This window comes from Pseudomonas sp. E1MeOHC2 (assembly GCF_058745025.1).
In genome coordinates this window covers 4,692,075-4,715,781 of record NZ_CP196675.1, presented here as the reverse complement: position 1 = coordinate 4,715,781, position 23,707 = coordinate 4,692,075, and the positions used below count along the sequence as shown (strand labels likewise).

At 62.6% G+C, this 23,707-nt stretch carries 13 protein-coding genes and 1 pseudogene; 8 read left to right on the top strand and 6 right to left on the bottom strand.

The genetic code is table 11. From position 1 onward, the window contains the following. Positions 1-6 precede the first annotated feature (6 nt). From ACSSU5_RS21405 to ACSSU5_RS21395, 3 genes are all read left to right on the top strand, one after another. A complete protein-coding gene (locus tag ACSSU5_RS21405) occupies positions 7-1,194 on the top strand; it encodes an acyl-CoA dehydrogenase family protein (protein WP_492559756.1) in 1,188 nt (395 codons plus the stop codon). Between the two features lie 9 nt (positions 1,195-1,203). Further along, on the top strand, positions 1,204-2,304 hold the full coding sequence (sfnR, locus tag ACSSU5_RS21400; RefSeq protein WP_264313739.1) for a sigma54-dependent transcriptional activator SfnR: 1,101 nt from the start codon (positions 1,204-1,206) through the stop codon (positions 2,302-2,304). A gap of 129 nt (positions 2,305-2,433) precedes the next feature. Next, positions 2,434-2,910, top strand: a complete 477-nt coding sequence (locus tag ACSSU5_RS21395; RefSeq protein ID WP_492559755.1) for a hypothetical protein — start codon at positions 2,434-2,436, stop codon at positions 2,908-2,910. A 294-nt stretch (positions 2,911-3,204) separates the two neighbouring features. On the opposite strand, the gene ACSSU5_RS21390 is transcribed toward ACSSU5_RS21395, so the two are convergent. After that, positions 3,205-3,834, bottom strand: a complete 630-nt coding sequence (locus tag ACSSU5_RS21390) for a glutathione S-transferase family protein (protein WP_264313740.1) — start codon at positions 3,832-3,834, stop codon at positions 3,205-3,207. A gap of 191 nt (positions 3,835-4,025) precedes the next feature. Between ACSSU5_RS21390 and ACSSU5_RS21385 the strand changes: the two genes are divergently transcribed. The 5 genes and pseudogenes from ACSSU5_RS21385 to ACSSU5_RS21365 all read left to right on the top strand — a co-directional run bounded on the left by ACSSU5_RS21385 (position 4,026) and on the right by ACSSU5_RS21365 (position 7,432). After that, positions 4,026-5,345 (top strand): NAD(P)/FAD-dependent oxidoreductase, encoded by a 1,320-nt coding sequence (locus ACSSU5_RS21385; RefSeq protein ID WP_492559754.1) that lies wholly within the window; start codon positions 4,026-4,028, stop codon positions 5,343-5,345. A gap of 12 nt (positions 5,346-5,357) precedes the next feature. Beyond that, positions 5,358-6,128 (top strand): NAD(P)-binding domain-containing protein, encoded by a 771-nt coding sequence (locus ACSSU5_RS21380; RefSeq protein ID WP_492559753.1) that lies wholly within the window; start codon positions 5,358-5,360, stop codon positions 6,126-6,128. A gap of 259 nt (positions 6,129-6,387) precedes the next feature. Continuing rightward, positions 6,388-6,684, top strand: a pseudogene (locus tag ACSSU5_RS21375) (MFS transporter); the annotation flags it as partial. Between the two features lie 47 nt (positions 6,685-6,731). Beyond that, complete coding sequence (locus tag ACSSU5_RS21370) at positions 6,732-7,082, top strand: cupin domain-containing protein (RefSeq protein ID WP_492559752.1); 351 nt, start codon at positions 6,732-6,734, stop codon at positions 7,080-7,082. A gap of 11 nt (positions 7,083-7,093) precedes the next feature. Beyond that, positions 7,094-7,432: a RidA family protein gene (locus ACSSU5_RS21365; RefSeq protein ID WP_264313744.1), complete on the top strand. Its 339-nt coding sequence runs from the start codon at positions 7,094-7,096 to the stop codon at positions 7,430-7,432. 120 nt (positions 7,433-7,552) lie between these two features. Here the strand turns inward: ACSSU5_RS21365 and ACSSU5_RS21360 are convergent, their stop codons facing one another. From ACSSU5_RS21360 to ACSSU5_RS21340, 5 genes are all read right to left on the bottom strand, one after another. Then, positions 7,553-8,614, bottom strand: a complete 1,062-nt coding sequence (locus tag ACSSU5_RS21360) for a GlxA family transcriptional regulator (RefSeq protein ID WP_492559751.1) — start codon at positions 8,612-8,614, stop codon at positions 7,553-7,555. Positions 8,615-8,723: 109 nt separating this feature from the next. Next, on the bottom strand, positions 8,724-11,546 hold the full coding sequence (locus ACSSU5_RS21355; RefSeq protein ID WP_492559750.1) for an RHS repeat-associated core domain-containing protein: 2,823 nt from the start codon (positions 11,544-11,546) through the stop codon (positions 8,724-8,726). A gap of 81 nt (positions 11,547-11,627) precedes the next feature. Continuing rightward, positions 11,628-15,968 carry a SpvB/TcaC N-terminal domain-containing protein gene (locus ACSSU5_RS21350; RefSeq protein WP_492559749.1) on the bottom strand — a complete coding sequence of 1,447 codons (4,341 nt, stop codon included), beginning with the start codon at positions 15,966-15,968 and terminating at the stop codon, positions 11,628-11,630. Positions 15,969-16,065: 97 nt separating this feature from the next. Next, on the bottom strand, positions 16,066-17,829 hold the full coding sequence (locus ACSSU5_RS21345; RefSeq protein WP_492559748.1) for a Tc toxin subunit A-related protein: 1,764 nt from the start codon (positions 17,827-17,829) through the stop codon (positions 16,066-16,068). 66 nt (positions 17,830-17,895) lie between these two features. Next, entirely contained in the window at positions 17,896-23,571 is a 5,676-nt protein-coding gene (locus ACSSU5_RS21340; protein ID WP_492559747.1) for a neuraminidase-like domain-containing protein, read from the bottom strand. Between the last annotated feature and the right edge of the window lie 136 nt (positions 23,572-23,707).

The window sequence follows — 23,707 nt, the reverse complement described above, 5'->3', positions numbered from 1 at the left end:
GCGGCCATGAATGCACCTGTAAACACTGCTCCGCGCCCTGCCCTGGCCATCGCCCGCGCGCTCGCCGGGCAGTTCGCCCAGACCGCCGTCGAACGAGACGAACGCGGCGGCACGCCCAAAGCCGAGCGCGATGCACTGCGTGACAGTGGCCTGTTGTCACTGGCCATCCCGCAAGCCTTCGGTGGCCAAGGCGCCAGCTGGTACGACACGTTCGAAGTGGTACGCGAGTTCGCCCGGGTCGACAGCTCCATTGCCCACGTCTTCGGCTTCCATCACCTGATGCTGGCCACCGTACGGCTGTTTTCGCGCCCGGATCAATGGCAGCCGTGGTTCGAGCAGACCGCTCGCAAGCAGTGGTTCTGGGGCAATGCCCTCAATCCGTTGGACACACGCACGGTGGTCAAGCACTTCGATGGCTGGTGCGAGTTTTCTGGCAAAAAGAGCTTTTGCTCTGGCGCCAGCGACTCGGAAATGCTGATCGCCTCGGCCGTGGACGAACGCGCTGGCGGCAAGCTGCTGATTGCCGCCATCCCCAGTGGCCGTACCGGCATCAGCCTGCACAGCGACTGGAACAACATCGGCCAGCGCCAGACCGACAGCGGCAGCGCCACGTTCGAACGGGTGCGGGTCGAGCACAATGAACTGCTGCTCGATCCAGGCCCGCTGAGCACGCCGTTCGCGGCCTTGCGCCCGTTGATTGCCCAACTGCACTTCGCCAACCTGTTCCTCGGTATTGCCGAAGGGGCGTTTGAAGAAGCCCGCCAGTACACCCTCAAGGAAAGCCGGCCGTGGTTCCGCTCAAGCGCCACCAGCACCGCCGAGGACCCTTACGTGCTGCGCCATTACGGCGAGTTCTGGGTTGGCCTGGAAAGCGTGCGTTTGCTGATTGAACGCGCCGCCCGCCAGCTCGATGCTGCCTGGGCCAAGGAACATGCCCTCAGCGCCGAAGAACGCGGCGACCTGGCCCTGGCCATCGGCACCGCCAAGGTTGCCGCTAGCCGCCATGGCCTGGATATCTGCAACCGCCTGTTCGAGGTCACCGGTGCTCGTGCCACCCACGCCTCGCTGCGCTTCGACCGCCACTGGCGCAACCTGAGGACACAGACCCTGCACGACCCGGTGGATTACCGCATCCATGAACTCGGCGAATGGGCCCTCAACGACAAACGCCCTGCCCCATCCTTCTATTCCTGAGGATTGCCCATGCAACTGCTGACCCTCCCCCCGTCGCCGACACTGGCCACCTCGATCAGGGCGACTGCACAGGTCTTCGAAGACCCCCGATCACAGGCGCTGCTCGCCCACCTGCAACAGGTCGCGCCCAGTGAGGCCAGCGTGCTGATCATCGGCGAAACCGGCACGGGCAAGGAGCTGGTCGCGCGCCACATCCACAACCTCAGCGGCCGACGTAACGGCCCGTTCGTTGCGGTCAACTGTGGCGCGTTTTCCGAGTCGTTGGTCGAGGCCGAGCTGTTCGGCCACGAAAAAGGCGCGTTTACCGGCGCACTGGCAGCCAAGGCCGGCTGGTTCGAGGAGGCTAACGGCGGCACGCTGTTCCTCGATGAGATCGGCGACCTGCCCTTGCCGATCCAGGTCAAGCTGCTGCGCGTGCTGCAGGAGCGCGAAGTGGTACGGCTAGGTTCGCGCAAGAGCATCCCGATCAATGTGCGGGTGCTGGCGGCGACCAACGTGCAATTGGAGAAGGCCATCAATGCCGGGCATTTTCGCGAGGACCTGTATTACCGGCTGAACGTGGTGACCTTGCAGTTGCACCCGCTGCGTGATCGGCCGGGTGACATCCTGCCCCTGGCGCGGCATTTCATTCGCAGCTACAGCGACCGGTTGAGTTACGGGCCGGTGGAGTTGAGCTCGAATGCCCAGACAAAGCTGGTCGAGTATGCGTGGCCGGGCAACATCCGCGAGCTGGAGAACGTCATTCACCACAGTTTGCTGACCTGCGGTGACGGGTTGATTCAGGCGCACGACCTGCGCCTGTCCAACCTGCGTATCGAGCGCCAAGACGAGGAGCCTGGCAACAACCCTGTGGAGGACTTGCTGCAGCGGGCGTTCAGCCGCTTGTACGAGGAGCAGTCGGGGGACCTGTATGAGAAGGTCGAAAACGCCTTGCTGCGCTCGGCCTACCGTTTTTGCCATTACAACCAGGTGCATACCGCGCAGCTGCTGGGGTTGTCGCGCAACATCACCCGGACGCGGCTGATTGCGATTGGCGAGTTGGTGGTGAACAAAAGACGGGGGCAGGAGCAACAGGCCCTGGATAACCGGGTGGTGCGGTTGTCGATCTGAAGTGTGCAGTGTCGGTACCGGCCTCTTCGCGGGCAAGCCCGCTCCCACAGGTGTATCACTGCACTTGAAATCAGTGGTGTACCTGTGGGAGCGGGCTTGCCCGCGAAGAGGCCAGCAAGGCCAACTCAAATGCTAAGTGCGGTCACCGCCATGATCGTCTCCGACATCATGATCGGCACCATCATCCGCGCCATGCCCTACACCGTGGGCCTCACCCACATTGTGATTCGCCTCATGGTTGGCCTCATGGTTGGCCTCATGGTTGGCCTCATGGTTGGCCTCATGGTTGGCACCATCATCGGCCCCGTTACGACCATTGTCACCACGACCCGAGCTGGCATGCCCACCGCCGTCGCCACTGTGTCCGCTGCCACTGCCGCCATGGCCACCACCTCCGCCACCGCCGCTTCCACCACCATGACCGCCGCCACCTCCGCTGCCACCGTGACCGCCACCGCCACCGCCGCCATGACCTCCACCACCGCCACCATGACCGCCGCCGCCGCCGCCGCCACCATGACCGCCACCTCCTCCACCGCCACCATCCTTCGCATACGCGCTGGAAGCACCGCCAATGGAGTCAGGCACCAACACTGCCGACGCTGACAGAACCGCGCCGATCGCCAAAGCCAACAAGCATTTCTTGAGCATGATGAGCCTCCGCTTGGAGTAGCACGGGGTTACACCTGGTACCCCATGAGTTCCGGCCCCCCCATGGGGCGACCTGCAAACCAGTGCGGCCTTCCCTCTGCAGCGAGTGAACGAGATCCTTCAGGGTCATCTGGCCAGTTGTTGCAGAATATTTCTTACGTCCTGAGCGTAGTCAGGCTGTCCGGCTTGTCACCGACCAGTCATCCGAATGGCGTATTCGCGGGCAAGCCCGCGAATGGGTGGAATCACTTACACAGAAGCTGTCCGAGGCATCAAGTCATACGGGTGCTTCCATCCTGGCGTGCCCTTGATACGCGCTTTCCAGGCCTCAATATGGACAAATTCGTCCAGCGCGATACCCGTATCCTCAGGCATGAACACATACCCCGCCAACGACAGGTCGGCGATGGTCAACCGCCCACCGACCATGAACGGTGTCTTCGCCAAATGCGCATCAACGACGCGATAAGCGGCCGTCGCGCGATCACGCAAAAACTTGGTCACGTCTGATTCGCCCATCTGTTTCAGGCAATAGATGAACCGCAGCGCCGCGTAATAGCTGGTGAACTTGTGGTTGTCGAACAACATCCAGCGCCAGATCTCACGCTTTTCGTCCTCATCCCGTGGGCCGAACTGGCCGGTCTGCTCGGCCAGGTATTCAAGGATCAGGGCTGACTGGGTGAGGGTCTTGCCGGCGTGCTCCAGCACGGGCACCTCGCCCTGCTCGTTCACTTCATCGCGCCAGGATTGCTCACGGGTCTGGCCGTTGAAAAAGTCGACGAACACCGGCTGCCAGGCCTGGCCGGTGAGTTCGAGCATGAGGGCGGCTTTGTAGGCATTACCGGATTCTGCGAAGCAGTGCAGCGTGTATTCGGACATGGCAGACCTTCAGCTTCCTTTGAATGATCGAGGGGGTGCAGGGGCCGTTGCACGGGCCACTCACCGACAACCCGAGCAAATCACGAGCCGCTCGGCAAGGTCAATTCAAAACCTCCCACGACCCGTCACTTCCGTTATATGCCCCCCGCGCGCGCCATGCGACAGTGGAGAAAACAACACGGATAAAACCCATGTACAGAAACACCTCTACCCCCGCGGACGACAACGGTTGCGGCTGGTTCCACCTCAGCCCCATGCGCCAGCCACGCGCCGCGCACCGGGGGCGGAGCGAAGCGCGCTGGGTGGTGCTTGGCGCCGGCTTCACCGGCCTTGCCGCCGCGCGGCAACTGGCGCTGCATCACCCTGACGACGAGATCATCCTGGTGGAGGCCCAGGAAGTCGGCTTCGGCGCCTCGGGGCGCAACTCGGGCTTTGCCATCGACCTGCCCCACGACATCGGCGCACCTGACTACATCGGTGACCTGGCCACTGCGCGGATGAACCTCAAACTCAACCTGCACGCGCAGTCGATACTGCGCAAGCTGATCGACCAGCACGGCATCGACTGCCAGATCCGCCCGGACGGCAAATACCAGGCCGCCGTCGAAGACAAGGGCCTGGCTGTGCTGGAGGCTTACCGCAGCGGCCTGGAAAAACTCGGCCAGCCCTACCAACTGATCGATGCCCGCGACCTGCCCGAGCACTTCGGCACCTCGTTCTACCGCAAGGCGTTGTACACCCCAGGCACCCAGTTGCTGCAGCCGGCCGCCCTGGCCAAAGGCCTGGCAGAAAGCCTGCCCAGCAACGTGACACTGTACGAGCACACCACCATCACCCGCATCGAGCAGGGCACGCGCATCACCCTCAAGCATGCCCACGGCGAGATCGTTGCCGACCAGTTGCTGCTGACCAACAACGCCTTCGCCTCGTACTTTGGCTTTTTGCCGGGCCGACTGCTGCCGATTTTCACCTACGCCAGCATGACCCGCCCGCTGAGCGAGGACGAGCAGGCACGCCTGGGCGGCAAGGCGACCTGGGGCCTGATCCCCGCCGACCCGTTTGGCAGCACCTTGCGGCGCACGCCGGACCAGCGCCTGCTGGTGCGCAACAGCTTTAGCTTCAACGCTGACGGCCGCGCCCATCAGCGTCATTTGCAGCGGGCCGGTCGGCAGCTCCGGGTATCGTTCGAACGGCGCTTTCCGATGCTCTCGGGCACGCCGTTCGAGTTCACCTGGGGCGGCTCGATGTGCCTGTCGCGCAACCACCTGTCGCACTTCGGCACGCTGGCCCCCAATGTCCACGCCGCCTTGTGCTGCAACGGCCTGGGGATTACCCGGGGTACCGCCACCGGTACCCTGCTGGCCGATTGGCTGAGCGGCGAGCGCGACGAGCTGATCGACTTCCTGCTGGGCTCCGCGGGGCCTAACCGCAACCCACCGGAGCCGCTGCTGAGTATGGGCGTGAACCTGAACCTGCACTGGGGCCAGCGCCGCGCCGGCCTAGAAAGCTGAAAAGGAGGCAACATGCACAGCCTGGGCATTCTCGGGGTCGGCGAGCTGACCGAAAAAGTGGTAGTGGGCCTGCGCCGCAGTGGTTATGACGGCGCGATCCTGCTCTCGCCACGCAACGCCCAGCGCGCCGAAGCGCTGGCCCACTCGCAGGGTTGCCAAGTACTACCGAGCAATCAGGCAGTGGTCGATCAGGCCGAGCTGGTGATGCTGGGCGTGCGCCCACAATCGCTGACAGAACTGGCCAGCGAGGTGCGTTTACGCCCAGGGCAACGTTTGCTGTCATTGGCGGCGGGGGTGAACCTTGCGCAATTGCACAGGGCCTTTCCGGCGGCCCACTGCGTGCGCGTGATGCTGTCTTACGCGGCGCAACACAACCAGTCCACGGTAGTGGTTTGCCCGCCAGATGCACCGACAGAACAATGCCTGGAGGCCCTGGGCAATCTGGTGGTCCTGCAGGATGAGCCCGCGTTCGAGCTGGCCACGGTGGCCGCGTGCATGAATGGCTGGTTCTACTTCCTGTTGCACGATTTGCAGCAGTGGCTGACCGACAAAGGCCTGCCGGCAACCGAAGCACGCGCCTTGGTGCTGGGCAACCTGCAGGATTGTGTGACCAGTGCGCAGCAACAGCCCGAGCACACGCTCAAGGCCTTGGGGCAGGCGATTGCCACGCCGGGCACCTTTACCGCCGATGGGCTGGCCGTGTTGATGCATCAGCCGGTGGGGGCCAGTTGGGGGGCGGCCTGTGAGGTGGTGCTGGATGCACTGTTGACCCGGTCTCGGTAGGCGTTTGTGGGCGCGGACTTGCCCCGCGAATAGAGCCACGCGCTGCATGGCACCGGCTTGGCCGGTGTTCGCGGGGCAAGCCCGCTCCCACAAGCCCCCATACGCCACTCACACCTCGCAATGCCATCCCACGACCCGTCCGAACCGTTATAGGGAGCCCCTGCGGCCCGGTGCCATAGTGCCGCCACGCTCGTGCGTCAGGTAACAACAAGAGGTAAGTCCAATGTCTGTACCCAAACGCTCCGTCGAAGATGCGCCACTCAATGCGTTCCTGATCAACCGCTTGGGGCGGCGCAAAATGCTGATCCACAGCTTCCTCTGGTCGGGTATGTCGCTGGTGCTGCTGGGCGTGTTCCCCGACGCCTCGCCCACCACCGTGCTGGTGCTGTTTGGTGCATATGCGGTGCTGATCGGCGGCGCCCAGGTGCTGGAATATGTCTACCCCAACGAATTGTTCCCCACCGAAATCCGCGCCTGCGCCGTGGGCCTGGCGACCTCGCTGTCGCGTATCGGCGCGGCCGTGGGCACCTACCTGGTGCCTATCTCCCTGCACAGTCACCGTCCTACAAAACCGTCGTTCGCAAAGCCTGAAGGAGCCCAACCATGAGCCAAGTGCTAACCGTTGTCCGCAATGCCGCTGCCACCCCCCTGGGCACGCCAGCCCCTGCCCGCCTGCCAATCGGCGAACCGGTCGCCCAGGCCGCCACGGCACAGGACCAGACCGATGAAGCGGTCGGCGCCAGCATTGGCGTCTGGGAAAGCAGCCCCGGGGTATTCCGCCGCTACCTGAAAAACCGCGAGTTCAGCCACATCGTCAGTGGCAACTGCACCTTCACCCCCGACGGCGGCGAGCCGGTCGAGCTGCGGGCGGGCGACGCGGTGCTGTTCCCGGAGAACTGCGAAGGCGTGTGGGACATCCGCGAGACCCTGCGCAAGACCTACGTGTTGTTCTAAGGAGCGCGTTGATGATCGAACGTATCAACCCCGGCAAACGTGCCAGTCAGATGGTGCTGGTGGATGGCCGCCTGGAAACTTCGGGAATCGTCGCCCTCGCGCCGGGCGATATCGCCAGCCAGACGCGTTGCGTACTGGCACAGCTGGAGCAGTGGCTGGCGCAGGTCGGCGCTGGCAAGGGCAACCTAACCCGCGTACAGATCTGGCTGGCCGACATGGGGGAGTTTGCGGCGATGAATGAGGTGTATGACGCCTGGGTGGGTGAGCAGCCACCGGTGCGGGCGTGTGTGGGGGCTGCGCTGGCGGCGCCTGAGTATCGGGTCGAGATTCAGGCTTTTGGCCAGCTTTGAGCGCGCAGGGGCCGCGTTGCGGCCCATTCGCGGGGCAAGCCCGCTCCCACAGGTATGCACAGTTTCTCTAGCCTATCTGCGGGAGTGGGCTTGCCCCGCGAATGGGCCAGCAAGGTTTGATTACAGCTCCGGGTCCAACCCCACTTTGTCTCCATGCCAGTCGAACCGCTCCACCTCATGCCTGCGCTTGCGGAAGCTGTAAGGCGTCTCGCCGTACTGTTTGCGGAACCACAAGATGAAGTGCGACGCATCGGAAAACCCACACGCCAAAGCAATGGTGGTGATGTTCTGGCTGGTATTCACCAGCAAGCGCCGGGCATGGTCCAGGCGCAACTTGCGCCAGTAGTTGGCCGGTGGTTCCTGGGTGTTGGCGACGAATTCACGGTGCAACTGCCGCGGGTGGGTACCCACCGCCTCGGCCACGGCCTTGAGCGTCATCGATGCGTCCAGGTTGGCGCGCATGAAGGCGATGGCCCGCTGCACACGGTCGTTCTGGTAGACGCATTCGCTGGCAGCCTGGTCGTCTTGCTCATCGGCCCGCTCATCCACCAGCAGGTATTCCAGGCCTTTTTGCGCCCGCACCGCACCGCAATGCCTGCGGATCAGGTTGGCCGCCAGGTCGATCGCCGTGCCGCCCGGGCAGGTGATGATACCGCGGTCATCCACATAGCTCTTGTCGATAACGGCAGTGGACAGCGGGAAGCGCTCCTTGAACTCATCGCGCAAAGTGAAATGCAGCGCGCAACGCCGGCCATCGAGCAGGCCTGCCTTGCCCAGCACGAACGAGCCCGAGCACAAGGCGATGATCGGGATATTGGCCGCATGCACCTCACGCAGCGCGTCGAGCAGCCAACCTGGCGGATTGCGCGTTTCGCCCAGCAGCCCGCCCGCTAGCACGATGTAGTCGTACTGGGCAAACAGGTTGAGTGGCTTGGTCGGCGAAATGGGCATACCACAACTGGCGGTGATCGGCTGGTCGTCGAGGGTCATCCAGTCCCACTGGCAATACACCTGCTGGCTGCGGAACGACTTGTCGGCGGCAAAGCGCAACGAGTCGACCAGGCCGGCCACCGGGACCAGGGTGAACTGGTTGAGAAGGATGAAACCGACCCGCAGTTCGGGCTTGATCTGCGAGACGGTTTCGGAGGGCTGCGGTTGTTGTTGGTTTTGTAGGGCGACCATGGACGCTGCTCACATGACATCCGGAATGGATGTCATTCTAAGCGTCTGCTGGCGTCCGCCCTATCATATTCAGCACTAAAAATAGAAGATTTCAGACACAGCACCACCGCTATTGTTTACGTGTCTGGGCCCACGCCTGCTTCTCTCTATTACTGACGCCTTTCTCCTTGGGGTTGGCGCCCAATACACTGTTGTCGTCTTTGAGTTGTACAGCGAGGAGCTGCGTCTTGCCTTTGAAATTGAACTCATAGATCGGCCTGCCAGCTCTGCCTACCTGGGCACCTTGTATGCCAACAATCTCGCCATGGACTAAAGCTGTCATCACCGCCTCGATGATCTCTGCCCGTGTTTCGATGCCCGCATTCTTGAAGTGTGATCTGTGCTCGGCCGTAATATGCCTCAGGCCTTCTTTGTTGACGCCCTCTTCCAAGAAAACAACTTCTTGTTTCCCAGTCGTGGGATTTGGCCGTTGGCCAATAGCCACAATACTGTCCCCACTCGCCTGCCTATTTGTGGGTAACCGCGGTTTCAGCCTGTTATAAATGGGGCTGTCGAACCTGCCGAACTCCCTGACGGACGCGGCGCCCTTATCCTTGCCTTTTTCCGCCTTGCTTCCCTGCTTCTTCTTGCTGCTAGGCGCTTGGGACCAGCCATCGTCATCCAGTCCATCTGCGCCGGGCTGCTCTGAGCGAGAGGATGTAGCACCCGGGTGACCAACGTCACTGCCCGATCCTGTTGAAGTTGAGGCTGTGGCTGAAGCAGCAGGTTCGTTGCCCGCGCCATCGCTCTCGCTCGCAGTCGGTGCAGCTTGCACGCCGGAGCCTCCCGCCCCGCCTTTTTTCTTGCCCCCCCTTAACCCGTGCTCGTCAACCAGTGTCATCGGGTTGTTTCGCACCATTGCGAACAGGTTCAAGCCATCCACGGTGCCTGCAGGGTCCGCACTCAACCAGCGGCCCAGCCACGGTTGGTAATACCTATACCCGTAGTAATACAGCCCCGTCGCATCGCGCTCCTTGCCCGAATACCGAACGAACTTGTAGCGACCCTGCACTTCATTGCGTGCCGCCCATACCGCAGTACCACCGTACGGGTAGTACTCCTCTCGACTGAGCACCGCACCACTGCCGTCGACTTCCAGGCAACCGCTGCCCAGTTGGTCGGCATAGCTGTAACGTAATTGAGCATCGGCAAGCGCTGGCGGCTTGCCTGTGGCCCAGTGCAAGGCCCGCACCTGGGCGTGCCCGGCTTCGCCCACCAGCACCACCTGCAGCTGTTCGATCAGCGTGCCGCCCTGGGTGGTACTGCGCAGCTCCAGGCCTGGCAGGTACTGCACCCGCTGCGTACGCATGTGGTTGGCGGCCTTGCTGGTGCTGACCTTGAGCACGCGTTGGTTGCCGATGTCGTAGCGGTAGCTTTCGCCGTCGTCTGCCGCCCCTTCGCGCACGATCTGGGTGACCCCTTGTAGCTCACCGCGCGGCGTCCAGGTTAGCGGCTGGCCTGGCAACAAGGTCTTTTGCTGGCCACTGGCGTTGAACAGCGCCTCGACGGCCGCCGGGTCCCGTGTGAGCGCGCTGTCCACCGCCCGGTTGCTGCGGTCGCTGACGGTGATAGCGGTGGTGTAGTTGTGGTTTGTGGCAGGCGCGCTGTGGCGGATACGGGTCAGGTTGCCCGCCATGTCGTAGGTATAAGTGCGGCTGTAGCGGCTGTAGGTGACGTTATCCAGCGTTGCCATTGCCGGCAGCTTGACGCCCTGCTGGCCGGCGTTGGCCATCTCGCGCCCAGTGGCGCTGGCCAGTTGGTACAGGCTGTCGTAGACGTAGGTGCTAAGCGGCTCGACTTTCTGATTGCGCCAGAAACGGGTTTCTTCGGCGTCGTTGCGCACACTGAGCACATTGCCCACCGGGTCGTAGGCATAGCGCAGGTCTTGCAGCACCTTGGCCCCCTGCGCGTGCCCTGCCGGGCGTTCGGTACGCACCGCTGCCAGCCGCTGGGTACGCGGCTCGTAACGGTACAGGGTGACCAGGCCATTGCCGTGCTCCTCGCGCAGCTTCTGCCCGGCAGCCGAATAGCTCAGGGCTTTGAGGATGACCTGCTCGGGCCCGCCCTTGAGCGTGAGCCAGCTGCCGGTGAGCAAGCCCGCCACATCGTAGGCCTGGCGGCGCAGGTGGCCTGCAGCGTCACGCGTGCTCAGTGGTGCTCCGGTCGCGTCCACGGTGGTCAGCGTGGTGCTGGCCTCGGCCTCCGGTTGCAGCCGCGCATTCCAATCGGCAGGCTGCTCGCCTTGCCAATCAACCCCTACTTGCGGGTTGTCCGCCTCGGCCAGCAAACGTTGCGTGGTCGCAAGGGCATCGCCAGTCAGGCCAAGGCCATGGGTGTGCAGCAAACCGGCGCTGTGGTAGTGCAGGCTAGCCTGGCCTGCCAGGTTGTAGGCTTTTTCTGCGGCGCTGTTGCCGGCATAGACCAGCCGCTCCAACCGGCAAAGCGCGTGGCCGTTGACCTGCTCGCTGATGCCCAGCAGGCGGCCAGGCAGGTGGGTGTTTTCGTAATGCCAGGTGCGGGTGACCGCTTCACTGCGCACGTGCTCGCCGTGTTCATCCAGCGCGATCCGCGACACGGCCAGCAACGGGCGCCCAGCCGCGTCCTGCAGGTTGATCGACACCCCGGCGTCGGCGCTTTGCGTGCACACCGGGGTGCCGGCGAGGTCGGTCAGCCAGGCATAGTTGCCCCGGCCGCTGGCGTGCAGGCGCGGGTCGCTGCTGTGGGCCATATAACCCTTGGCGTCATGCTGCTGCCGGGTAATCCGTGGCTGCGTCAGGGCCGGCGCGTCCGGGTGGCGGTGGTAGTGGATAGTCCGGGCCACCAGGCCGCGGTTGTCCATCACCGTGACAGTAGGGGTATTGCGATGGACAGCGTTGTCCGTAAGAGCAGGCATCGCGTGCCTCCTGTTTTTGAATTCTGCATTGGGTTAAGTGGCATGGCGTGCGCCAGGTCGCGCACGCCATCGAGGTTGCACTCAGGCCGTGTCGTTCTCGTCTTGCGCGACCGTGAACCAGGGGTAGTACTCGGTGCGCCGTTCCCAGCCCGCGGCGGTGACGACGCGATAAACCCGCCCCATGGCGTCGTACAGCTGAGTATCGGCAAACAGCCCGGCGCGACCGCTGTCATCGCGTACAGGGCGCCAGTCGTCGAGGTAGTAAGGCAACCAGGTGCGTACGGGCTGGCCTTTGTTGTCGTACTCGGTCTTGCCAGTGACCGCCCAGCGCCGCACCGCCGGCTGCATCAGCGCAGTGCCATTGCGGTCGCGTTCGAGGCTGCCTGCGGCGGTACGCACCAATGCCTCGCCGGGCGCACTCAGGGCTGCGGTCTGCAACAGGCGGCCGGCGCCATCGCTGTGCGCCACGGTTACGCGCAACTGCTGTGCGGGGTCGCCGTCGTAGCGGTCGGTCTGCAGGCTGATGATGTGCGGCGGCTGGCGGCTCGCGCGGTCGTCCACACGCGGCAGGTTGTTGGCCTTGAGCAGGCGACGCAGCGCCACTTCGCCCATGCGGGTAGCCAAGGGGCGCCCTTGCCTGTCACGGGCCAGTGGCATCCAGCTGTCCGTCACCACGCGATGCGCCGTGGCCACAGGCACCTCGCCCCCCTTGAGCGCAACAATGCCCTCCACTGTTTCCGGGAGGGTGAATGCTTTGCCGCTGCGATAGCCGGCCAGCTGCCCTTGCTCCGTACCGTGGAAGCGGGTTTGCGTCACCCGACCCCAAGCGTCGAGGCTCACTTGTTGCAGGTTGTCGTTGGCATCGGTCATGGCGACGGGCGTGAGAAAACGCCAGTCGTGTTCGAAGCTAGCCTCCAGGCCAGCGGCATCGGTGACCTTCTGCACCTGCACGGCGTGCGGGCTCCAGTCAACGCGCAACTCGCCGAGCAGCTCGCTGGCACGTAGCGTGGCCAGGCGGTAGAACCGCTGTGCACCCTGGTACCGGGCCAGGTGCTGGCGGCTGATGTACACCTGTTTGCCGTCCTCGGCCAACGCGACCAGGTGGTGGCCACCATTGGCCTGCCACTGTGCCAGCTCGTGCGGCAAGAGCGTTGCCTGCAGCTCAGCCAGAGTGGCGTGTTCGAGCATGGCCGTCTCGCGGTAGGCCACCAGCGCCTGGCGGATCGGAACGGTGGTCAATGCCCCTTGGGCATCACACCATTGCTTGCGCTGGTAACCCGTTAGCGTGGCATCGCCCAGGCCCTCTAACGGGCTGCCCGGCGCCAGCAGGTGTTCCACGCTGAAGCCGCCCTGCGGTAGCGCGGGCGCTGGCAGGGCCAGCACATCGGTGCGGGTCGATTCGATCAGCCCGGACAGGTGATTGTGACCGCCTTCCAGATGACGTACCCGATGGCGCGTGTGCTCCAGCCACACCCTGTCCTGCTGAGGGTCGCGAGTATCGGCCAGCAGCCCTGCTGGCAGCGTGTCCGGATAAGGCGAAGGGGACACTGCAACCCGACGCGGGTAATGCACCTGCACCTGCTGCAGCACATGGCCATGCGGGTCCTGGCCCAGCACCAGCGTCTGGGTAATGACCGGGTCCTGGGCAATGCGCTCGGTGTTGAACGCCAGGGTCTCCAGAGCCGTTACCAAAGCGGCCGGCCGGTCGGTTTGCGCGGTCTCGTAGACCCGCACCTGCCAGCGTTGTCGGGCGATGCTGTACGGCACCTCGGCGCGCTCACTGCCGTCGAGGCCGTAGGTTTCACTGCGCACCTGTACCCCCTTCAAGGCACGCAGCAGCCAACGGCGGGCCGCACCTTGCGGCACGTAAGGCACATCGCGACCACCTTCAAGGCGGGTGAAGCGCACAGGTTGCAGGGCAAAGTCCGCTTCGGCGCTGCGCTGCCCGACAAACCCCAGGGGCGGGGTGCTGTCCAGGTGCTCGACGCCGCTAAGAAACCACTGGCGCACCTGCGCCGGTGGCGAACGTTCGGCGGCCGTGCCTTGCGCATCGCTCAGGGTGTCGGTCTGGATCAACTGCATGAAGCCGCGAAATTCGCGCTCGACTGGGTCCCAGACTGGGTGCCGGTAGCGCATGCCACTGACCGTGCGCAGGCCACTGATATCGTCCACCGTGGTCACCTGGGCCAAGGTGTGGACCGGGAACGGCAAACGGCTGATTGCCGCCTTGCCCTGCGCCTGCAGGGCACGTTTTTCATCCAGCCAGCCCTGCGCCGAGCTGCGGTAATCGAACAAGGTTCGGCTGCCCGTGTTGCTGCACACTTCGGCCAGCAACCAGGGGCGCCGGTCATTGAAGCGATAGGCCCAACTGCGTGGGGCGATGTGTGGCACCGTCAGCACCAGTTCTGCACTGCCCTGCCCGCGCAAATCAACCAGTTGCAGCTTGCAGCTGGCATCGAGCACGACCCCCTTCGGGGCGGGCACAGATTGGCCTTCGACAAAACGATTGCCGTTATGGCTGACGAACACGCGGATGCGGTCGGCGTCCACATACAGGAGATCGGTCGTGCCGCTGCCGTCGGTATCGCCCAGCAGAACCCGCGAGGCATTGAAGTGTTCGATGGCAAACCCGCTCATGCGCACAGGGTTGGCAAAGCGACCGTGGCCCAGCATTGGCCAGTAGGTGACGCCCTCGCCCGTGACCTCGATCAGCTGCTGCAGGCCGGTACCCGCGAGGTCGGCAAATGCCACCAGCCGGTGCTCGCTGCCAGCCAATGGCAACGTGGGGCCTGACACGACGTCAGTGGCGGGCTGCCACCCCGCACCCCGCACCCTGGCAGACAAGCGCACGCTGCGTGGCCCGATCATGACCAGGTCCTGTTGCCCACCTCCACTGAAATCGACCAGTTGCGCAGCGCCATGGGCCAGCTCGCTGGGCATGGCGTCGGCGGCGATGAAGTCACGCCATTGCCCCTCCGGCGTCAGGGTGAAGCTGCCGCGAATACCTGGCTGGTTGACCAGCCACTGCGGCTGACCGTCACCGTCGAGGTCGGCCAACATCCCCGTACCTGGACGTGGCGCGCCGGGCAAAACCTGTGCAGCTCCCCACGTGACAGCATCGCCACCCGCATCGCTGTCGCGTTCCGGCGCCCGATACCACCAGGCACCCGCATCCTGGTACAACAAGCCCGGCAGGCCCTCGCCGTGTAGATCGGCCATCTGCCAGTGCGGCGCGCTGAAGCCAGCGAGGCCGGCCAATGCCTCCCAGCCTGGGTGCTCACACCCGGGGCGAATCGGCTCGAATTCCATGGGCGGCAGCAACAACGGCGTGCCATCCGGTTCGTAGGCAACCTGTTGCGCGGCCACCAGCACCGATGCGACGCCCGACGCGTCATACGCCAGGTGCAAGCGCGAGACCAGCTCGGGGCGAGGGTCAGCCTTGCCGGCCATCATTTGCGTGCGGTGCCAGAGCAGTATCTCGTGGCAGAGCCGTCGCGTGCGTTTATCGAAGCCCCAGCGCCAGTACGAAAAACAATCCTGACGGACCGGCCAGGGCGTCTGCACCTGGAACGCGGGCGGGGTGTTCACATTTACGCCTCGCTCGCCGTAGTCCAGCTGCATCACGGTCATGAAGTCGTCCGGGCGAAATGCCTGCTGCGGTATCAGCAGCGCTGTGCTCGGGGTCGCATTCATGGCGTGGACAGCTACCAGGTACGTGTTGGCAACCTGCGGGTGCATGGCCCGTTCCTGCGCATCGCAACCGGCGTGGTCTTCGTTGCGGTACGTGTAGACCACATGTTCACCGGTGGCGCTGACAGTCTCTTCGGCGTACCAGCACGCGACATGCGCCGGCACACCGGGCTCGGCCAAGCGCGCCGAGGCCGACCAGCCGAACAGGGTGATGCTGCCGTCGGCGTGGTACTGCAGCCAGAAGCCCGGCGACTCAGGGCTGGCTTGCGCACGCCAATGTTCCAGACGCTGGTCGCGGCCGCCACTGCGCTGCACCCAGGTGGTTACTGTGTGGGCGGCAGGGGTAGCGGAGAACGGCAAGCTGGCGACACTGCGCAGCGCCCCCCGGTCGAGCAGGATTTCCTCGCCGTCGGGCCCCTGCCAACGGTCACTGTGGATGTATCGAGGGATGCCCAAGCGGTCCATCCGACAGATGAAAGGCGGGGTGCATTGCCAGCCTGCACCGAATGCGCCATTGCCCGCAGAAGACCGGTAATCCAGGCTCAACGACGGCGACAGGGCGCGGCCGACCGGCAAAGGCAATGGCAGTGACCAGCCTGCGGCGCCGTCGGCGCTGCCGACTGACAGCATGCCGCCGCCCGCCGAAACGGTACCACCGCCCTTGGGCAATGAGGGTGGGCTGAACACAGGTTCGCCGCCGGCACCCGAAGGGGTGACAGACATATCATTCATGGTGTTGCTCCTTGACGACCCTGGCACCTCGGCGACAGGGTCAGGAAATAGGAAGTCAGCCTCAGCGGGAGGGCACCAGGGTGCCCTCCCCCGGCGCTTAGCGGACGGTGAACTGCACGTGCAGAATGATGTCGCTCAACCGCTCCAGCAGGGCTTTCTGTTCGCCCTGGGCATGGGCAAAGTTCAAGGTCATCTGCGTCTGGTCGTTGCGGTCCTCCGCCTTGGCGATATTCAGCCCTTCGAACGGCAGCAACTGGTTACCTGGGCGCAGCGGCGGGTAACCATTGAGCTGGCTGAACTGGCCGTTGTCCTGCAGGGCATGGGAGATACTGGTCTGCTCACAGCCTGCTGGCAGGCCGCGGGCGCTGGTCAGCAAGCGCGCATGCACATCCTGGTAGGGGCCAAGCAACGCCGGCAGCGAGACCGCAATGCTGCGTATGCGCCGCGACGCCGCGGTTTCGAACCCTGCGACCAGGTTCAAAGCCTTCAGGCCGAACTGGATCGACAGCACGCCGCCAGCGGCCAGCGCAAGACTGCATCGCTCCAGTTTCGCGTCGACCTCAACCGTTCTACCGGCCAGCAGCGCCTTCACCGCATCACCCAGCGCTACAGCCTTGCCTTGCGTACTGAGTTTGCCGTCAAAGAGCTGGGCCAGTGACACCGTGCGAGTCACCTCCATTTCGCGTTTCTGCCACTTCACCCAGGCCGTTTCCATCTGCGCCAGTGACAGCATCAGCCCCTCGCCGCACAGCAAACCCGCCCAGGCGCTGTTCCAGGTCCCGGTACGCAGGTAGGTCTCGGTGTCACCTTTCTCCCATTGCAGAGCCTTTTGCGCCATCAGACAGCGCGATACGGTGAGGTCGTAGTAGGTGTAGAAGATGCTCGCCAGCCGCGCACGCAGCCAGCTGTACATGGCCTTACCGGTGAACTTGCCCTGGTGCAGGGCCAACTGCGCCTGGGCATGAGCGGATTGGGTCTGCAAATGCGCAATGTGCATCTGCGCGGACGTTTCGCGTACGGCCAGGGCATCGAGCTGAGCCTGTACCGTCGCCATCTGTTTCTCGGCCGATTCGTACTGGAACTTCCAATCAGCACGGCGACGGGCAAAGTGCGCCTCCTGGCCAAGGCGTGAAGCAGCAAGCCCTGCCACTTTCGATTGCGCACCAAAGCCATAGGCAACGGCTTTGAGTATGTCTTCCGGTTTGCCGCCACCATTGGCCAGGCCAAAGATCTTAGGGAATGCGGCTATGACCGAAGCCCCTGCCATGACACCTGATTCCGCCGCCGCTGCCGTTTCAGAAACGGTTCTTAGTTTCAGGGAAAGGCTCTCGCGGTCAGAAAGGTTGTTTTCGTAGAGTTTGAGGTAGTAATCACGACTGGCCGTGGCCGCCGTCAACGAGCTGTGCAACGTCACGCGGTCGGCTGCCAGTTCGTTGAGAGTCTGCCTGAACAATGCCACGTTGCTATCGGCAAGCTCCGCACCCTGGCTGGCCAGCAAGCCCGCCAACGCCTCGGCATCCTGGCGCTCGAGAATGCCTTGCAACGTGCTGCCAAACTGGATGAGCTGGCCGGCCATGCTGCGAGCACCGTCAAGCAAGACCGAAAAACGCAGTGCCGGCACATCAGTGATCTCAGGCAAGCCACGCTCGCCGCCGGCCTCAGCAGCGACAGCAGCAGCCAGCAGCGCCTTGGGGTCAGCCGGTGCAGCATACAGCGGCAAACTCAATGGCTGGCCATCAAGGGTCAGGTTGTGCCGCAAGTTGTACTGGCGCAGGCGCAACCCTTCCCAGTAACCGAGCATCACCCGGTTGACCTCCGGCAGGAACTGGCTTTTCCCAGGCGCAGCGGCCTGCCCCAGCATGGGCTCGATCCAACCAGTGGCCGGGGGCGTCCAGGGGGCGTCGCCTAGCAGGCTCAGGGCGCGCTGCTACCAGACGCTCGCTTCGCTGAGGGTATCGCGCTCAAGCTTGCGGTAAGCGGCATCACCGCGCCCAATGCAAATGTCCAGCAAGCGCATGAACACATTGAGCTTGTAATGCATCGGGTCATTCTGGGCCACAGCGTCCGGGTCGAGCGACTTCAGGGGGTCGTCGTTCCAGCAGCTGTCCTCTTCCAGCGGCCGCACATTCCACATCCGCTGCGCGCCCACACCGCCCTTGGCGGAACCTGCCGGGTTGAAGACATACTTCAGCCACTGTTCAGCAAGGTCAAAGCGTTCTTCCTGAAGAAATCGCTGCATTACCAACATCGGGGTGTAGTAGAACAACTCCCAGAAGTACAGGGCATTGGCGCCGGTGAAGTCCATGCGATTACTGGTGTTTCTGCCAAAGGCCTGCACGCTGTCGACATTGTCCCGGGACAGCTTTTTGCCCCCGACAGGAGCAACGTCCGCATCACGCACGATTGCCAACGTATGGCGATCAATCATGAGGCTGTGGCCGTCCTGGGCTCGGTTGTGGATGGCACTGTATTGAGTTTCGAGGTGATAGGTCTGTTGATCGCCATACACCTGCCCCGGCTCAAACATCATGTCGGCGAGTACCTTGGTGTTGGTGCTGAGCTGGCCCTCCCAAAGCAAGGTACGCGCGGACGCCGAGGTGGCAAGCCAGACCTTGGCCCAACGTTGTGCTCCATGGTAAGCCGACTTGTAAACCGGCAAGGTCAGGCGCACCACAACGCCAAGTTGCGGTTCGGGGATTTGCTGGGTGTCGTAGTTGAGAATACTGCCAATACCCAAAACAGCCTTTACTGTCAGTTCTCGGGCGAACAGGGTGTTAAGACGGGTTACCTGTTCTCTGTGTGCCAGATACTGGGCGCCTTGGTCGGTGTTGCCAATAATGGCGGTTTTGAGTGCGTCGGCATCTTTGTAGACCTTGACGGTGTAGCTGCGAGTGTTGCCGTTACCAAACTGGAACTCGATTCGGTGCAGGGCCTCGCTGGCGCCACCCCAATCATTGATGTCGCCCACCGGGGCAGTAGTGTTGAATTGAACCTGGAGGGGGCCTGGCGCAAGATCGTACTCTCGGTTTGCCTGTACGGATGACCTACGCAATCCATTGGCTTGGTATATGCGACAGGCAACCTGTGCGGCGGGTATCCTGCCCAACGGGTTCAGGTACTCCTTAGGGACGATGAGCTCTTGTGCGAGACCTCCTGGGTAGGCGAGCGCTTCAGTGACCCTGAGTACTTGAGGAAGGCCGATTGCCTTGTTCAAGACGAGGTTCATCTTGTTAAGCGGATAATCTGCTACTCCTATCCTGTAACGTGCGACAAAGGCTTTACCCGCGACAGTTGATACCTGCGGGAATTCCACCATGGCCGGGCTTGGTGTGTGATCACCCACTTGCAGCACGTGGTTTAACCCATGACCCTGCATCCGCTCTGAGCTGATGCACAGATATCCCCAATCCTGGCCATTTTCCTTACGCACCACAAATGCACCGTGGCCACTGCGCAGCAATGCGGGTATGGCGTTTGCCTCTGCCCCTAGTGCCGGGTAACGCTGTATCAGTGCCGCCATCCATTTGTTGGCGATGGCCGGCCGCTTGGCATTTACCGCCAACTGACAGCGCAACGACAAGCTGTAGATGTTCCCTTCTTCCCCTGAAACGTTGACAACCTTGACTTCATTGAGCTGCGCGTCAAAGCGTGTAAAACCCTCGGGTGTACGAGACCCGGCTGCAACCGGCATGCGGTTTTCAGCACTTGGCACACCCAGCCCTTCGAATACCGCACACGTGCCGGTATCGACAGCGGTATCAAGCCAGTGCTGAACCCGGCCCAGATACGGTGCAACCGTTGCCAGCTTGCGGCTGCTGAAGTTCTCGAAGAGGTGCAACCCGGCGAAAGCAGACGCGTCGGAAACGCTGGCCGCCCTGCGGTCATAAATACCCACGAGCAACCCATCGCGCTCCGGCCAGGCGGCGAGAAACAGCGAAAGGGTTTCCAAATGATCTTCAGCGGCAGGTTTGATGTCCAGCGGGTAGTCGATGGGCACACTCCATTTGCCGTCGTAGCGCAGCCAGGCAAGCTTGAACGACCAACTCCACTCACGCAGTTTCGGCTGCCCCTTGTCATCACGGGTGAGGATCTGCTCTTGGCGCTCGGCCCAACCCAGATGCAGACGCCCGCGGAACATCACAGGCCGTATCAGGCGCCCTTGCACCTGCGGAGACAGCTCGATTTTGGTCCAGGCGCTCCAGGCGTTGGCGGGCAGCACGCCCTCCGGGGCACGCTTGGCTTCGTCCACCGTGCGCCACCAGTACTGGTAAGGCTGAGTGGGGCTACGCCCGACGAACCACGTTTTACCCGTATCGGCTTCGCGGCTGTCGTGATAACAACTGATCGTTTCAAGGTTAGCCACTTCTTCGAACGCACAGAGGTAGCCCTGGAAAGCATCGCCCACCGTATCGTCATTGATCTGCGCCTGCCCCAGGGTTTGCAGCATGTCGTCCATCGCCTGGGTTTGCCCCAGGCGCACCGTCGGGTCGATGTAGTTCTCGGGGTAATACATCAGCATCTGCCCTGCAGCCCAGTTGGCATAGCTGGCGTTCCAACGGGTCCAGTCCAGGAAGAACTGGCGGCTCAGGGCCACATGGCGCACGGCGCCTGGGTCTTCGGGTGTCGACAGGGTACGGTGAATGAACTGCTGCAGGGCCGCCATTGCTTCAGCGATACGGCTGCTCATCACCTGTTCGGAATTCAGGGCGTCGACTAACAGGTGCTTGTTCAACGCTTCGACGGTGAGGTTCTGCCGGGCGCCCAGTACGCCGATGAGCGCAAGGCTAAGCGGCTGCTCCGTGGCGGCATGAGCCGCTTTTACCTGCGCAGGCTTCAAGCCCGCCTGAAAAGCGTCTGCCACCTGCCGCCAAGCGGCCCAATCGTCTTCCGGGGTCAGCAACGCTGCCAGCGTGGCGGGCATCACACCATAGATTTCGGCCAGTGTTGTCCACTGCACCAGCACCTCGATCTCGTGCCAGTTGTGCACGCTTGTCATCTCTTTCAGGTCATTGCGGCCATGGGCATGCGCAGCCGCCTGAGCCAATGCAGCGTGGGCGATACCCGTCGTCATCGACAGCTGCACCAGCGAAACACTCTTGCCCTCTTTCAGAGCCCCCAACAACGCGCCGCCCGCACCTGGTTGGTCCGGTAGTTTCCTTAGCCAATCACTGAAGTTATCCAGCGCCATGATGGCCTGGACATCACGCGCCAAACCAACGCTGCCGCTTGCCCCGGCCGTGGGTGACAAGAGCTGTGGTTTTTCCACCAGCAGTTGCAGGGTATCCCCTGTCACTGCGCATGCATGGGCAATCAACGCCATTTGAGCCAGGGCGTAAGCGAAGTCGACCAATGCACGCTGATACGGGGCCGACGGGCTTGCCATGCGCAGGCGTTCACATGCCTGTTGCAGTGTGAGCCCGCCGGGCTTTGCCCGATCCGCCCAGTTCAGCAGTGCCTGCGCCAGGGCATCGCTACTGAGGTTGAACGTGGAGGCGATCAAGGGTGATAGCACGCCCAGCAGAGCCTGTTTTGCCACTGGGTTGGGTAACTGTGCGGCGCTCACGGTGGTCTTCAGTTCATTGAGCAGGTTGCCGATTTCGGTACTGACCGGGATTGCCCCGACGCTGCGGCTCATCAATTGCAGATCATGCACGGTCCAACCACGTTCGCGCAGCCAGTCGGTGGTGCTGCGCACATCCGTCAACAGCTGCTGCCAGACACTGTTATCCAATGAGTGCATGGGGTGGGGGGCGCCTAGAATCTGCAACAGCTGGCGCAGCTCGCACGGCGTCAGGCCGTGATGCCGAGCCCACAGACTCAAGGTGTACATCGCAGACAAATGCGACAGACTGACATTGATGCCGATATCGGCAAGCGAAAGGCCGCTCATGAGCCGGCCCAGCTCATACAACCCTTCATCATCGGTGCGGCACGCCCGCTTGAGGGTTGCCTTGATGTCGGCATGCTCGCTGGCGCGATCGGGGTGCAGCCGCAGCCGCACATTGTTGATGCTCAAACCGCCCTCGACCAACGATGGGTCATTGAACAGGCGATCAAACTGGCTTTTCTCACCAGCGCCGGAGGCCTGCGAGATCAACCCCCTGGCCATGAGCAGCGCTTCCTGATGGTCGATACCGTAACGTTTTACCGAATGGGCCGTTCGAAAAATGACCGCCAGCGTCTGGTTGGTGATCCGGCTTGGATCGACGCTATCGATGATGTCCTGCAGGGCCCGTGGTGCAAGACCGGTGGCCTTGTGCAGGCGAACGATCTTGTTCAGCGAGAGCAGATAGGCCGCGACCGAGAAACGCTTGCAGGTAACCCTGAACGCGTGGTTGTGGCCTCCACTTCCACCAGCAGGTGACTTGGTCCAGTGCGTACTGACAGTAAATGCGGTGGGCACATCCTGCCATTCAAAACGCTGACGGTACTCGGTGTTGGGCAGCAGTTCGGCAATGCCAAAATCACTCGCCCTCATGGCCAGTGAGAAAGCGCCGGTGACATTGAATCGAGCAACACGGCTAACTTTCAAGTTGAAAGACAGTTGCCAAGCATTGTCGCTCAACGGAAAAAGACGAACATAGTTGATATAGGGGGATGGGGCACTCAGCGTCAGTTGCACGACTTCGTTGCCGACCCGGGTAGTCAGCGTTCGCCCCTTGTATTGCGCGTTATCCAGCGCCTCCATGAAACCTTGCAGTTCAGCGTCCGGCAGCCCGAACCAACTGCGCAGCCGTGCGGGCGCCATCATCGACTCAGGTGTCATGCCAGGGAAATACTCGGCAAACTTCTGCTCGGCGTTTGTCTCGTTGATTTCGTCTGTCAGCAAGCGTCGCAACGTGGGCGGGAGGTCATAACGAAGGCAGGCCAGCGAAGCGTCGTCCAGATGCCTGGCAAACCCAGGCGCCGCCAGCAACTGCGATAAGTCTGCATCGCGCTGGACAAACACCTGGCGAAGCCGATCGTGGTGATGATGGTAGGGTGTACCACTGGTCCCAGCATCGGTTGAAAGTGCCTCAAGCAGCTGATCATCGCTCAGCGCTGGGGTGTTCGGCATCGCCATGGCGGTACGCGCCCGGCTCAGCAGAATTTCGTTGGAAAGGCTCAGGGCGCTTATCGGGGTGTCCAGGTTCTCCTGACCGAGCAGCAGTTGCTTCAAGTCTGGGCGGCGCTTGTCGATGTGCCAGGGGTTTTGCTCGGGGTACAGCACCTTCGCCTGTCGGTACAACTCTGTCAGGTAGGCCGCCGGCGAAAACATCGAGGCCACATCCCCAGGGGCGCAATATCGCCGTGCGCGCTCCTTCTGCCAATTTTCATCGAGCGCGATATTTCTAGCTGTTGCTTCAACCGGCTCATCGTCAACGGGTTGAAGGCTCTCCGGTACAAGGGGCGAGTGACGGATAATGGCATTTTTCTCATCGAGCATGGCACGGTCACATGCCCTTCTTACTTCATCGTGCACTTGGCGGGCATCGTTAATATCAACCTCATCGCCCAATTGCTCATGCAATTCCTCGACAGAAAGCTCGCCCACACAGGCCAGTGAATCAGCGCCCAACTTGTCAATGAGGGACTGAAATGTTTCAGGATAGTTTTGCATCATTTGTCAACCTTGCCGCACGGCAGCTTTCAATTAATTAACCCCACTCTTCAGGTGGGCGCTCATTGAACTTTTTGACCAAATTCAATGGCGGCGACAGTAATTGAAGGCCCCCTTTAAATAACCTCTCAGATCTACT